This window comes from Bradyrhizobium daqingense (assembly GCF_021044685.1).
Classification (GTDB): domain Bacteria; phylum Pseudomonadota; class Alphaproteobacteria; order Rhizobiales; family Xanthobacteraceae; genus Bradyrhizobium; species Bradyrhizobium daqingense.
The window spans coordinates 4,600,859-4,613,564 of the sequence record NZ_CP088014.1; the positions used below are offsets into that span (position 1 = coordinate 4,600,859).

The 12,706-nt window shown below is 63.4% G+C and carries 13 protein-coding genes; 6 read left to right on the top strand and 7 right to left on the bottom strand.

What is annotated here, in order from left to right; genetic code table 11:
- Positions 1–200: 200 nt before the first annotated feature.
- The 6 genes from LPJ38_RS21635 to LPJ38_RS21660 all read left to right on the top strand — a co-directional run bounded on the left by LPJ38_RS21635 (position 201) and on the right by LPJ38_RS21660 (position 6,136).
- Positions 201–440 carry a hypothetical protein gene (locus LPJ38_RS21635; protein ID WP_145642842.1) on the top strand — a complete coding sequence of 80 codons (240 nt, stop codon included), beginning with the start codon at positions 201–203 and terminating at the stop codon, positions 438–440.
- A gap of 384 nt (positions 441–824) precedes the next feature.
- Positions 825–3,221: a TonB-dependent receptor gene (locus LPJ38_RS21640; RefSeq protein WP_145642844.1), complete on the top strand. Its 2,397-nt coding sequence runs from the start codon at positions 825–827 to the stop codon at positions 3,219–3,221.
- A 58-nt stretch (positions 3,222–3,279) separates the two neighbouring features.
- On the top strand, positions 3,280–3,909 hold the full coding sequence (locus LPJ38_RS21645) for a Fe2+-dependent dioxygenase (RefSeq protein WP_231088676.1): 630 nt from the start codon (positions 3,280–3,282) through the stop codon (positions 3,907–3,909).
- Positions 3,906–4,847, top strand: a complete 942-nt coding sequence (gene exbB, locus LPJ38_RS21650) for a tonB-system energizer ExbB (protein WP_145642848.1) — start codon at positions 3,906–3,908, stop codon at positions 4,845–4,847. Before LPJ38_RS21645 ends, exbB begins: the two co-directional genes overlap by 4 nt.
- Before the next feature lie 3 nt (positions 4,848–4,850).
- On the top strand, positions 4,851–5,309 hold the full coding sequence (gene exbD / locus LPJ38_RS21655) for a TonB system transport protein ExbD (protein ID WP_061848502.1): 459 nt from the start codon (positions 4,851–4,853) through the stop codon (positions 5,307–5,309).
- 11 nt (positions 5,310–5,320) lie between these two features.
- Positions 5,321–6,136: an energy transducer TonB family protein gene (locus LPJ38_RS21660; RefSeq protein WP_145642850.1), complete on the top strand. Its 816-nt coding sequence runs from the start codon at positions 5,321–5,323 to the stop codon at positions 6,134–6,136.
- Here the strand turns inward: LPJ38_RS21660 and LPJ38_RS21665 are convergent.
- The 7 genes from LPJ38_RS21665 to gntR all read right to left on the bottom strand — a co-directional run bounded on the left by LPJ38_RS21665 (position 6,124) and on the right by gntR (position 12,532).
- The gene (locus LPJ38_RS21665) at positions 6,124–6,546 is read right to left on the bottom strand and encodes a hypothetical protein (protein WP_145642881.1); all 423 of its coding nucleotides are present in this window, start codon (positions 6,544–6,546) and stop codon (positions 6,124–6,126) included. The two genes, LPJ38_RS21660 and LPJ38_RS21665, sit on opposite strands and share 13 nt — an antisense overlap.
- Before the next feature lie 62 nt (positions 6,547–6,608).
- Positions 6,609–7,289: a site-2 protease family protein gene (locus LPJ38_RS21670; protein ID WP_145642852.1), complete on the bottom strand. Its 681-nt coding sequence runs from the start codon at positions 7,287–7,289 to the stop codon at positions 6,609–6,611.
- 152 nt (positions 7,290–7,441) lie between these two features.
- Complete coding sequence (locus tag LPJ38_RS21675) at positions 7,442–7,834, bottom strand: GFA family protein (RefSeq protein ID WP_145642854.1); 393 nt, start codon at positions 7,832–7,834, stop codon at positions 7,442–7,444.
- Between the two features lie 7 nt (positions 7,835–7,841).
- A complete protein-coding gene (locus LPJ38_RS21680; protein ID WP_145642856.1) occupies positions 7,842–8,588 on the bottom strand; it encodes an SDR family NAD(P)-dependent oxidoreductase in 747 nt (248 codons plus the stop codon).
- Between the two features lie 17 nt (positions 8,589–8,605).
- Positions 8,606–9,337 carry an SDR family oxidoreductase gene (locus LPJ38_RS21685; RefSeq protein WP_145642858.1) on the bottom strand — a complete coding sequence of 244 codons (732 nt, stop codon included), beginning with the start codon at positions 9,335–9,337 and terminating at the stop codon, positions 8,606–8,608.
- 133 nt (positions 9,338–9,470) lie between these two features.
- On the bottom strand, positions 9,471–11,297 hold the full coding sequence (locus LPJ38_RS21690) for an IlvD/Edd family dehydratase (RefSeq protein WP_145642860.1): 1,827 nt from the start codon (positions 11,295–11,297) through the stop codon (positions 9,471–9,473).
- Between the two features lie 137 nt (positions 11,298–11,434).
- Entirely contained in the window at positions 11,435–12,532 is a 1,098-nt protein-coding gene (gntR, locus tag LPJ38_RS21695) for an HTH-type transcriptional regulator GntR (RefSeq protein WP_145642862.1), read from the bottom strand.
- Between the last annotated feature and the right edge of the window lie 174 nt (positions 12,533–12,706).

Sequence of the window (12,706 nt, forward strand, 5' to 3'; positions counted from 1 at the left end):
CTTGGAGCAATCGCTGGCACGGTCGTGCGCAGCGTTGCATTTCCATCTGCCCGCCGATGCGGCGTGTCTCTGCCGAAGATGCACGCTTAAGGTGTGGCTGAAGCGTTGCGAGAACGGTTCTAAATCGCGCGCAGGCCGTTTCGGTTGTCAGGAAATTCGGCATCGTCCATATCGGCGCCGCCACGAAGGGAGCGCAAGGAATGGACGAACTGAACGGCAAGTTGATCGCGTGTCAGATCCTGATCACGGGGCTGATCGCGCGCGTCGCCAACGAGCAGCGCGATCCCTTGCGCTTCCTCACCGACTTCCGCGACGAGATCAAAGCCGTCGTCAACGGCGTCAACATCGTGGGCATGGACAACACGGATCGCGTGCGTGCGCTCGCGCAGAAGACTGTCGACGAGTTGTTCTCGCTGATGAAATCGCCGAGCAGCGACTAAGTGGGGTTCGGCACCTCGACTGTTTAAAATCTATGCGCAGCCGATCTGGACAAATTCAAATCTGCGGACGGACGAGTTGCATTGACCTGATTTTGCTCGACCGATAGGACCGCATTGTTGTCGGCATCTCCGTTTCGATCAGGCGCATCACTCCGTGCGCTGATGAAAGCGTTAAGGAGCGCGGCAATCGAAAGGCAGTTAGAACGCTTCAACTTTAGAACCGTTTGAAGCTGCGGCCGCCGTTGAGATTAGAATTGTTTTGAAATGGACGGATTCAGTCGGAATGTTGCCCTGATCGCGTTGACCCTCAATCACACGCCCGATAGCACCATTGCGTCGAGTTGTCGCAATGCGACCAATCGTCGTCGAATAATGGGGCGTGAGATGGGGAATGTTAGGTTACCGCGGTCATTGCGTACGGCTGCGTTGAGAAAGTCTGTCGACAATAATTTCGATGCTGCTGCGGGCAAAACCGTTACCGCCGTTGCAAGCCTGATAGCCGTTGCGACGGTGTCGAGTGGCGCTGAGGCGCAGCAGTCGAGCCTGCCACCAGTGACAGTCGATGCTCCTGTGCAGCGTCCGCGTCCGGTGACCTCGAAGCCTTCGCCGGAGCAGGTCCGGGCCCGCAACGCGCTTCGGCGTGCTGCGCAGCGCCAGCAGGCCCGGCAGGCGGCTCCCACCACGCCGTCCGGTGCGCCCGATGGCAATCCCTATGCCGATCCTGCCGCGCCCTACAAGGTCGACCACGTCCAGGCCTCGGGCAAGTTTCCCGAGAAGATGCTGAACACGCCGAAGTCCATCACGGTGCTCAGCAAGGAAGTGCTCGAGGACAAGAACGCGACGACGCTGAAGGAGATCGGGCGATCGACCGCGGGCGTTACGCTAGGCTCGGGCGAGGGCGGCAACGCGTTCGGCGACCGCTTCTTCATTCGCGGTTTCGACGCACGCAACGACGTCTTCATCGACGGCATCCGCGATCCCGCCGTTTCGATCCGCGAGAACTTCTTCACCGAGCAGATCGAGATCCTGCGCGGACCGGCATCCTCCTATGCCGGCCGCGGTACCGCCGGCGGCGCCATCAACATCGTCACCAAGCAGGCCGGCGACGTCAATTTCAAGCGGATGGATTCCGAGTTCGGCACCGACATGACCAAGCGCGTCACGCTCGACGTCAACCAGGTCATCGATCCGACCTTCTCGGTGCGCACCGGCGGCCTGTTCCAGGACGCCAACGTCGCCGGTCGCAACTACGTGACGGACAATCGCTGGGGCAGCTTCATCTCGACCAAATACACCCCGACGACCGACATCAAGATCACGACGAACTACGTTCACACCGATCTCAGCGGCTACCCCGATTTCGGCGTGCCCTATTACAGGCAGGGCAACGTGCCGGTGACGTCGGCGGGCATTCCGCGCGGAAACTGGTACGGCTTCCTCAACCGCGACTTCCAGACCGCGCGACAGGATTTCGGCACCGGCACGATCGAGTACAGGGTCAACGAGGCCATCACGCTCACGAGCAAGGTGCGCGGCGAACACTCGCTGCTCAACTATATCGGCACGCTACCTCAGAACCCGAACACGACCAGCCCCAATCCGCTGCTCTGGACCACGACGGCGAGCGCGCAGAGCCGCTACCAGAACGTCGACGTGTGGGCCAACCAGAACGAGGCCACGTTCAAGCTCGATACCAACGGGGTCAAGCATACCGCGGTGTTCGGCGTTGAATACTCGAACGAGAACATCTCGATCGACCGCTATGCCGGTCTCGCATCGGAACTGTCCGGCTCCGCCTTCACGAGCAACGGCGCGGTGCAAAATGTCAATCTCTACTATCCTCAGTACACCAGCATCCCCTTTGGCATTCCGGGCCTGACCGGAAATCCGACGCGCTATGGCGTCAACGCCAGCAGCGTGTACGTCATGGATACCGCGAACTGGCAGGACACCGTCATCGTCAACGGCGGCATCCGCTACGACGGCTACAGCCAGAGCTCGTCGACCAACGCGGCCTATCTGAAGCAGAATGCCGATCTGGTGAACTATAACGTCGGTCTGGTCTACAAGCCGATGTCGATCGGCAGCCTCTATGCAGCCTATGCAACTTCGGCCAATCCGTTCGGCTCGGAGCTTGATGCGACCGCGACCGATTACGGCGGCGTCCCACCCAACACGGCCGTGTTGCTTGGGCCCGAGCGCAACAAGGCGATCGAACTCGGCACCAAATGGGAGCTGGCCGATCACCATTTGCTGGTGACCGGTGCGCTATTCCAGACCACGAAGGACAATGCGCGCGAGACCGTCAACGGCCTGCTGACCTCGGGCGCTGCCTACAGGATCCAGGGCATCGACATCGAGGCCGAGGGCAAGATCACCGACCGCTGGAGCATCTTTGGCGGTCTGGTGCTGATGCAGTCGAAGGTCACGCAGAGCGGCATTGCCTCGAATATCGGCCTCCAGCTCGCCAACATCGCCCACCAGTCGTTCAGCATGCTGACCAAATACAAGTTCGACGGCGGCTGGGAGCTGGGCGGGCAGGCGGTGTACCGCTCCAAGGTCTATGGCGGCACGTTCGCTGCCAACACCAACGAGCTGCCGAGCTATTGGCGTTTCGACGCGTTCGTCGAGAAGAAGATCGACCAGAACTGGACCATGAAGTTCTACGCGCAGAACCTGACCAACAAGCTGTACTATGACTCGTTCTATCGCAGTGCCGTGCCGTTCGTGGCGGTCGCGCCGGGGCGGGCGTTCTACGTCGTGACAACAGCGAAGTTCTGATCATGTTGACCTGCCTGGCCTTCTCAGCAAGCATGATGTGGCGGATTTCCGCCGCATCATGGACGCCAGCGCATGGGAGGACGGCCGTTCGACTGCGGGAGCGCAGTCGGCCATGGTCAAGCGTAACGAGCAGTTGCCGCCGGACAGCGAGGTCGCGCGCAAGCTCGGTAACCGCATCATCTCCGCGCTGACGTCGAACCCGCGCTTCGTCGCGGCGGCGATCCCGCTCCAGATCTTCCCGCCGCTGTTCAACCGCTATGCGGCGAGCAGCGGCCACCATTTCGGCCTGCATGTCGACAATGCGATCCGGGGCGACCGTCTGACCGGCCTTCGCATCCGCACGGACCTGTCGGTCACGCTGTTCCTCGCCGAGCCGGACGAGTACGACGGTGGCGAACTTGTGATCGAGGACAGCTACGGTTCGCACGAAGTCAAGTTGCCGGCCGGCGACTGCGTGCTCTATCCCTCGACCAGCCTGCATCTCGTCACGCCGGTGACGCGGGGAACGCGGGTTGCGTCTTTCTTCTGGCTTCAGAGCATGATACGGGACGATCAAGCTCGCAGCATGATCTTTGACCTCGACACCGCGATTCAGGCGCTGGTGGAACGGCTCGGGCGTGACGATCCCGAAACGGTCAAATTGACGGGTATCTATCACAACCTCATTCGTTACTGGGCCGAACTATGAAGAGCATGACCTTCCAAGCAAGCCTTGCCGCCGCCGCGATGCTGGCGGCCGCCTGGCTCGTTTCTCCTCTTTCCGCCCAGACGCAAACCCCGCCCGCACCGGCACCGGCCGGTACGGCGCCGGCAGCCACCGCACCCAATGTCCCGGCGCCTTCTTCGACGGCAACCGCGCCCGCTGCTCCAACGGCGTCCCCCGCGGCTGCGGCTTCGACGACCGCCAAGCCCGATGCAGCGGCTGCCGTCCAAGCAATGAAGGAACTGTCGCCCTGGGTGATGTTCATGTCGGCGGACGTCATCGTGAAGGCGGTGATGATCGGGCTCGCCTTTGCCTCGCTGATGACCTGGACCGTGTTCATCGCCAAGTCGATCGAGCTGTCGGTCGCCTCCACCAAGCTTCGTTCGGCACTGAAGAAGACCGCGGAGGCGCGCTCGCTCGCGGAAGCCCAGATGGCGCTCGGAGCCAAGGAGGGGATTCTGCCGTCGTTCCTCGCGGCGGCGCTGCGTGAGGCACGGATGTCGGCCGGCCTATCCAGCGACGCCGGCATCAAGGAGCGCGCGGCCTCGAGCTTCCAGGAGATCGTACGTGCGGAACAGCGGCGCATCCGCATCGGCATGGGCGTGCTCGCGACCATCGGCTCCACGTCGCCCTTCGTCGGCCTGTTCGGCACGGTCTGGGGCATCATGAACAGCTTCATCGGCATCTCGAAATCGCAGACGACGAACCTCGCCGTGGTTGCGCCCGGCATCGCCGAGGCGCTGCTCGCCACCGCGATCGGCCTCGTCGCCGCCATCCCTGCCGTCATCATCTACAATCATTTCGCACGCGTGACGAAAGGCTATCTCGAGCTCGTCAGCCGCGCCTCGGGCGCAGCGGGTCGGCTGCTCTCGCGCGATCTCGACCGCAGCCACGGCAGCGTGCATTCACGCGCAGCGGAGTGAGCCATGGGCGTTTCACTCGCAGACAACGACGGCGAAGACGACGATTTCTCGGAAACGCATGACATCAACGTCACGCCGTTCATCGACGTCATCCTGGTGCTGCTGATCATCTTCATGGTCGCAGCTCCGCTCTCGACCGTCGACTTGCCGATCGATCTGCCCACGTCGAGCGCGACGCCGCAGAAGAAGCCGGACAAGCCGACCTATCTCAGCATCAAGCCGGATCTGACGCTTGCGATCGGAGAGAACCCGGTCCATCGGCCCGAGCTGATCGGCACCCTCGATGGCATGTCCGACATGAGCAAGGACAAGTACGTCTTCCTGCGCGCCGACAAGTCGGTGCCGTATGGGGAGTTGATGGGGGTCATGGAGCTCCTCCGTTCAGGCGGCTATACGCGGGTGAAGCTGGTGGCGCTGGAAGGCGCCCCGGGGGCACCGGCGGCCGGCGCTGGTCAGCCTTGAGCAGACGCGCGATGCCGAACGAAGCTGGACCATCCCGGAAGCTTTGGATCTTCGCAGCGGTGGCTGCGCTGGCGCTTCATCTCGGTGGCGCCGCGCTCGCGCTGGCGCATCTGCAGGCCGACGACGACGGCGATGGCCTTGGCGCGGCCGGCGCCGAGTTCGCCGTCGAGATGGCTTCGCCGAAGGCGCCGGAGACCGACCTTCCGCCGGGGCCCGACAGCGAAGCGATGCAGGAGCAGCAGGCGCTCCCCGAGCAAAAGGCCGAGACCAAGGAAACCGAGCTGCCGAAGGATCAGTCGCAAGAGGTCGAGGATCCCGATCGCGTCGTCACCGAGACCATATCGAAGAAGCCGCAGGACGAGGATCCGAAGATCGCGGCGGTCGAGACTCCCGCCGCCGAGGCATCGCCGCAATCGGTTGCGACGGCACGGCAGACGCTCGATGAAGACGCGCGGGAGGCCGAGAAGGCGTTGGCGCCGGTGCTTGGCCTCGGCAAGGACATCCTCAAGATCACGGCCGACTGGAATCGCAAGATCAGTGCGCATCTGACGGCCCACAAGATCAATCCGGAGGGCAAGCAGCCCAACAACCAGAAGGTCAAGGTGAGCTTCGCGATCAACCGCAGAGGCAACGTGCTGTCGGTCGACGTCGTGGAGTCGTCCGGAGACGCCGCTTACGATGCGGCCGCGGTCTCGATCGTCCGTAAGTCCGATCCCATTCCCCAGCCGCCCGCCGGGCTGACCGACGACCGCTTCGAGCGCACCGTCGACATCATCTTCACGCCGCCGGACGCCAAGAAAAAGAAGAACACGGCTCAGCGCCAGTAGAGGCGGATGCCGACATAAACCACGACCAGGCAGGTGAAGATCAGCGCCACCGGCAGCGGCCGTTTCTGGGTTCCCGCCGCCGTGCCCGTCCCGAAAAAGCTGGTGGTCTTCGGCTTCGGTGGCGGGCGGCGGAAGGCGGTAACATTGTCTTGCGCGGTTTCGGGCGGGCGGGGGCGGACGTCAGGCGGTGTTCCCGCGCCACCCATCTCGGCATAATAGGCTTTGTAGATGGCGCCGATGGTGGCCTCGGTGGCCTCGCCCTCGCTCATCTGCGCCAAGAGGTTCTTGTAGCTCGCGAGGAACTCCTGGGCCTCCGGAGGCAGAGCGGACGACCCATTGAGCTTGGCCATCATCTTCCAGGTGGCAAAATCCGCGCGGGCGCGCGTGTCGGCGCGTCGCGCGATCAGCATATCGGCAGCTTTGACCAAGTCGGCCTCGGGCCCTTCGGCTTGTGTTCGGGTGTCGCCGTCAACTACGTATTGCCGGTCAGGAAGAGAACAGCCTGAATCACATAACCGGTCAACGTCCGCAGTATTGCTGAAATAACATCAAGATTTAGACCGAACTGCGAGCCCGCCAGCGGCAGCAGGATCAACAGGCCGATTAGGATCAGCATCCCAAACGGCTCGAGCCGGGCCAGGGGCATGGCGAGCGGCCGCGGCAACAATCCAACCGCGACCCGGCCGCCGTCGAGCGGCGGGATCGGCATCATGTTGAAGACGGCCAGCACCGCGTTGATGATGAGCGCATTCTTGAGGTTGTCGGCGACCCATTTCGCCGCGCTCGCGGGCATCAGGGGCAGGGCATGGAAGGCGAGGGCGGCGGCGAGTGCCAGCAGGATGTTGGTGGCGGGCCCGGCCAGCGCCACCCAGACCATATCGAACCGGGGATTGTTCAGCTTGCGGAAGTTCACCGGCACCGGCTTGGCGTAGCCGAACAGGAACGGCGAATGCGCGAACAGCAGCATCGCCGGCAGGATCACGGTGCCGAACGGGTCGATATGCCTGAGCGGATTGAAGCTGACCCGCCCGAGCTGCGAGGCCGTGTTGTCGCCGAGCCGGTCCGCGACGAAGGCGTGCGCGGCCTCGTGGAAAGTGATGGCGAGCACCAGCGGCAGCACCCAGACGGAAAGATCATAAAAGGAAATGTTCACGGCTCGTTGGTCCCGGTTGGCTCGCGGCCTCTCGCAGCCGTTCCAGCCGAACCGGCGGTGCAGCAGCGCTCCAGCTCAACATAGGGTGGCCGGTTCCGAAATGCCACGCTGCAGAATCACTGCCCCGGTGCGCCGCCGTGCAGTCGCGCAATTCACGCCGGAATTGTCCCCGGATATTGCGTCAGACCCTCGTCAATCTTCACCCAAGCGAGCTTTTCCGAGACCCAGATGTGCTCGGTCGGCGCGAAGGCGTTGCGATCGTCGAAGGTGGCCAGCGCGACGCCGGCAAGCGTTCCGTTGCGGCGCCACGCGAACAGACGCGTACCGCACTGCTTGCAGAACACGCGGTCAATGTTCTCGGAGGACGCGTAGCGGGCGATCTCGCCGTCGACGCTGAGCGCGCGCTGGTCGAACTGCGCGCGGGCGAAGTAGGGCGAGCCCATCGCCTTCTGACAGATGCGGCAATGGCAGATGCGGACGTTGAGCGGCTCGCCCTCCGCCTTGAACCGCACCGCGCCGCACAGGCATCCGCCTTCCCGGATCATGGTGTCCTCAATAGGTTGCGCGTCCGCCCGAGATGTCGAAGACGGCGCCGGTCGAGAACGCGCAGTCCTCCGATGCAAGCCAGCTCACCATCGCGGCCAGCTCCTCCACCAGCACGAAGCGCCCCTTCGGGATCTTCGACAGCATGAAGTCGATATGCTGCTGCGTCATCTGATCGAAGATCGCGGTCTTTGCCGCTGCCGGCGTCACTGCGTTGACGAGGATGTCGTGAGCGGCGAGCTCCTTGCCGAGTGACTTCGTCAGCGCGATCAGGCCGGCCTTGGAGGCCGAATAATGCGAGGCGTTCGGGTTGCCTTCCTTGCCGGCGATGGAGGCGATGTTCACGATCCTCCCGTACTTCTGCTTGAGCATCACCGGCACGATCGCCTTGCAGACGATGAAGGGACCATCGAGGTTGATGCGCAACACCTTGCGCCATTCCTCCAGATCGGTCTCCCAGACCGGCTTGTTGACGCCGGCGATGCCGGCATTGTTGACGAGGATGTCGATCTTGCCGAACGCGGCGAGCGTGGCGTCGCGGGCCTGCTCGACCGCCGCGGTGTCGGTGACGTCGACCTTGAACACGCGGGCACTGTCGCCGATTTCTTTCGCGGTCTTCTCAGCGAGAGCCGCATCGAAATCCCAGATCGCGACCTTGGCGCCGGAGGCGACGAAGCGCTCGGTGATGGCGCGGCCAAAGCCCTGCGCGCCGCCGGTGACGACGGCAACGCGCCCGTTGAGATCGATCTTGTTCATGCCGGATGCCCCAAGCGTCAGAGCATGTAGCCGCCGTCGACCACGAGGTCGACGCCGGTGGTGAAGGCGCTCTCGTCGCTGCCGAGATAGACCGCCATGGATGCGATCTCCTCGGCGGTGCCGAGCCGGCCCATCTTCTGGCGAGAGATGAACATCTCCTTGCCCTGCGGTCCTTGCGCGGCGGCGCGGTCGAGCATCGATGGCGTCTCGACGGTGCCGGGGCAGATCGAGTTGCAGCGGATGCCCTTGGTGATGAAGTCCAGCGCGACCGCGCGCGACAGCAGCGACACCGCCGCCTTCGACGAGCTGTAAACATAGCGGTTCGCCGGCGGCCGCAGCGCGGCGCAGGACGAGATGTTCACGATGCTGCCGCCGCCACCCGCGATCATGTCGGGCAGGAACGCCTTGATGGTCCGGTGCATCGACTTGACGTTGAGGTCGAACGAAAAATCAAAATCCTCTTCCGAGCATTCCAGGATGGTACCGTGATGCACGAAGCCCGCGGCGTTGAGCAGAATGTCGATCTTGCCGACGCGCTTGGCAAAGGCATTGACGTCGGCGGTGTTGCGGACGTCGAGCTTGGCGACCTCGGCCACGCCTTCCTTGGTCAGGCCCGCGATGCCGGCTTCGTTGATGTCGGTGGCGATGACGGTTGCACCCTCACGCGCGAAAGCGACGGCGCATGCGCGCCCGATGCCTGCCGCAGCCGCCGTGACGACGGCGCGCTTTCCCTTGAGGCGGTCTGCCATTTTGTTCACTCCTTTGAATTGGTGTCGTCATTCCGGGATGCGCCGTCAGGCACAGGCCCGGAATCCATACTTCCGATCGCGGTTATGGATTCCGGGCTCGCGACGTTGTCGCGCCCCGGAATGACAGAATGCGTCAGTGATTATCCCGCGCCACGCCGAACGTGCCGGCGACGTTCTGATACCGCGTGGCGAGCTCCATGCATGCGCCGGTGGATTGCTGGCCGACGGTGTTGCGATAGATCTCTTGCCACGGCGTCTGGTTCGCCGGATGCTTGAAACCGCCACTGGCCATCAGCTCGGCATGGCGCTTCTTCACCTCGTCGTCCGAAATCAGGATGTTGGCGCTGCCCTTGTTGAGGTCGATGCGCACCTTGTCGCCGGTCCGTAGGATCGCGAGTCCGCCATTGGCCGCGGCTTCCGGCGAGGCGTTCAGGATCGAGGGCGAGCCCGAGGTGCCGGACTGGCGGCCATCGCCGATGCAGGGCAGGGACAGGATGCCGCGTTTGATCAGCGCCGCCGGCGGCTGCATGTTCACCACCTCGGCGCCACCGGGATAGCCGATCGGCCCGGTGCCGCGGATGAACAGCACGCAGCGCTCATCGATGTCGAGTGAGGGATCGTCGATCCGCTCGTGATAGTCCTCCGGCCCCTCGAACACGATGGCGCGGCCTTCGAAGGCGTTGAGGTCCTTGGGGTTGCTGAGGTAGCGATCGCGGAATTCCTTCGAGATCACGCTGGTCTTCATGATCGCGGAATCGAACAGATTGCCCTTCAGCACCAGGAAGCCGGCGTCCTTGACCAGCGGCTTGTCGTAAGCCCAGATCACGTCATTGTCGGGCGCGGGCGCAGTCTTGCAGTTCTCGCCGATGCCGCGGCCGTTGACGGTGACCGCATCCTCGTGGATGCGCTTGTGCTTCATCAGCTCGCGCACCACGGCCGGCACGCCGCCGGCGCGGTGGAATTCCTCGCCGAGATAGAAGCCGGCCGGCTGCATGTTGACCAGCAGCGGCACGTCATGGCCGAATTTCTGCCAGTCGTCGATCGAGAGCTCGACGCCGATATGGCGTGCCAGCGCATTGATGTGGATCGGCGCGTTGGTGGAGCCGCCGATCGCCGAATTGATCACGATGCAGTTCTCGAATGCCTTGCGGGTCAGGATGTCCGAGGGCTTCAAATCTTCCCAGACCATCTCGACGATGCGCTTGCCCGTCTCGTAGGCGATCTGGCCGCGCTCGCGATAGGGCGCAGGGATCGCGGCACAGCCCGGCAGCGAGAAGCCCAGCGCTTCGGCGAGCCCGTTCATGGTCGATGCCGTGCCCATGGTGTTGCAATGGCCGACCGAGGGGGCCGAGGAGGCCACGATCTCCATGAACTCCTCATAGTCGATTTCGCCGGCGGCAAGCCGCTCGCGCGACTTCCAGACGATGGTACCGGAGCCCGTGCGCTCGCCGGCGTGCCAGCCGTTGAGCATCGGGCCGCCCGACAGCACGATGGCCGGCAGGTTGACGGTCGCCGCCGCCATCATGCAGGCCGGCGTTGTCTTGTCGCAGCCGGTGGTCAGCACCACGCCGTCGAGCGGATAGCCGTAGAGGATTTCGACGAGGCCAAGATAGGCGAGGTTGCGGTCGAGCGCCGCGGTCGGGCGCTTGCCGGTCTCCTGGATCGGGTGGGTCGGGAATTCCATCGCAATGCCGCCGGCCTCGCGGATGCCTTCGCGGACACGGTGCGCAAGCTCGATATGGTGGCGGTTGCAGGGCGAGAGGTCGTTGCCAGTCTGGGCGATGCCGATGATCGGCTTGCCGGATTGAAGCTCGGCGCGGGTGAGGCCGTAGTTCAGATAGCGCTCCATATAGAGCGCGGTCATGCCCGGATTATGTGGATTGTTGAACCATTCCTGTGAGCGGAGGTGGCGGCGAGCGCCGTTGCCGGCAGCGTGCCCATTGGTTGGTTTTTTTGTCATTGGTCTCTCCTGCAATGCAAACGCACGGGCGTCCGTTTCACTCGCGTCCGCTTCAAGGTGTCGGCTTGTGCGATGCCCAGCGGCGCGAGCGATGGTCTGCCGGCCCGCTGGCGGGTCATTTCCTCACAAGTGCGATACTAGTCATGGCTACTTGGTAACGCTACCATTTTGTTCGAAGCACTGGCACCGGCAGCGGCGGACCTGCTGTCCGAACGCCGCGACGACGAGCTTTGCCGCTCGACCACCTTGAAGCCGAGGTCCAGCACCGGCTGTTCCGGACGACGTCCGTCGATCGCCTCGATCAGCATGGTTGCAGCCGTGTTGCCCATCTCATAGCGGTTGGTGCGCACGCTGGTGAGAGTGGGGACGGCGGAGGCCATGAATTCGAGGTCGTTGAATCCGACGATCGCGATCTGTTCGGGGACGGCGATCTCCCGGCGCCGGCATTCGAACAGCACGCCGAGCGCGAGATCGTCATTGGCGCAAAACACGGCATCGAGGGGCTCCCGCGCCAGCAGATCGGTGAACAGGGCGCCGCCGAGCGTCACCGAAGTCGGTGTCGACGTCGTGACGACGAGGCGCTGGTCGAACAGACCGGCATCCTTCATGGCCGAGACATATCCGTCGAGGCGCCGCTGCACCCGCGGATCCATGCGTGCGCCGACGAAGCCGATCCTGCTGTGGCCTTGCTCGAACAGATGGGCAACCGCCGCGCGTGCCGCGTCATAGTGCGAAAAGCCGATCATCATGTCGACTGGATCGGGGCCGATCTCCATGATCTGTACGATCGGGCAGTCGGCGGCCTCCAGCATCGCGCGGGACTCCGTTGTCTGGTCGATGCCGGTGACGATCAGTCCGGCAGGCTTCTGCGCCAGGAACAGGCGCAGCAGCTTTTCCTCCTGGAGAATGCTGTAGCGTGTGTTGGACAATTGGATGGAGTAACGGCTGCCTTCGGAGGCATCATAGATGCCGCGCAGCACGTCCGAGAACACGTTATTGGTGAGGGAGGGGATCAATACACCGATCACCTCGGTACGTTGCGAGGCCAGCGCCCGCGCCGCAAGGTTGGGCACATAGCCGAGCTCCTTGGCGGCGCTCTCGACCCGGGTCCGCTTGGCAACCGACAGCGCTTCCGGATTGCGGAAGAACCGGGACGCGGTAATCGGGCTGACGCCGGCAAGCTCGGCCACTTCAGCCAACCGGATTTTGCCGGACTTGGTGCGTTTTCGACCCATTTGCTGCTCATAGCATAGCCACTGACGCAAACAAAGGATCGTTGACAGCGCTACCAGCAACGACTAACCAAAGACAAATTGCCAAAACCGCACAAACTACCGACAATGTCGCCTGCTATGATCGGGCTTCGTTCGGTGAAGTCCAAAAAGAACAAGACGGTCGCGGCGCTGGAG

Coding starts and splice junctions, on each gene's coding strand:
- LPJ38_RS21635 (WP_145642842.1), top strand. CDS start 201: ATGGACGAACTGAACGGCAAGTTGATCGCGTGTCAGATCCTGATCACG.
- LPJ38_RS21640 (WP_145642844.1), top strand. CDS start 825: ATGGGGAATGTTAGGTTACCGCGGTCATTGCGTACGGCTGCGTTGAGA.
- LPJ38_RS21645 (WP_231088676.1), top strand. CDS start 3,280: ATGGACGCCAGCGCATGGGAGGACGGCCGTTCGACTGCGGGAGCGCAG.
- exbB (WP_145642848.1), top strand. CDS start 3,906: ATGAAGAGCATGACCTTCCAAGCAAGCCTTGCCGCCGCCGCGATGCTG.
- exbD (WP_061848502.1), top strand. CDS start 4,851: ATGGGCGTTTCACTCGCAGACAACGACGGCGAAGACGACGATTTCTCG.
- LPJ38_RS21660 (WP_145642850.1), top strand. CDS start 5,321: ATGCCGAACGAAGCTGGACCATCCCGGAAGCTTTGGATCTTCGCAGCG.
- LPJ38_RS21665 (WP_145642881.1), bottom strand. CDS start 6,546: ATGCTGATCGCGCGACGCGCCGACACGCGCGCCCGCGCGGATTTTGCC.
- LPJ38_RS21675 (WP_145642854.1), bottom strand. CDS start 7,834: ATGATCCGGGAAGGCGGATGCCTGTGCGGCGCGGTGCGGTTCAAGGCG.
- LPJ38_RS21680 (WP_145642856.1), bottom strand. CDS start 8,588: ATGAACAAGATCGATCTCAACGGGCGCGTTGCCGTCGTCACCGGCGGC.
- LPJ38_RS21685 (WP_145642858.1), bottom strand. CDS start 9,337: ATGGCAGACCGCCTCAAGGGAAAGCGCGCCGTCGTCACGGCGGCTGCG.
- LPJ38_RS21690 (WP_145642860.1), bottom strand. CDS start 11,297: ATGACAAAAAAACCAACCAATGGGCACGCTGCCGGCAACGGCGCTCGC.
- gntR (WP_145642862.1), bottom strand. CDS start 12,532: ATGGGTCGAAAACGCACCAAGTCCGGCAAAATCCGGTTGGCTGAAGTG.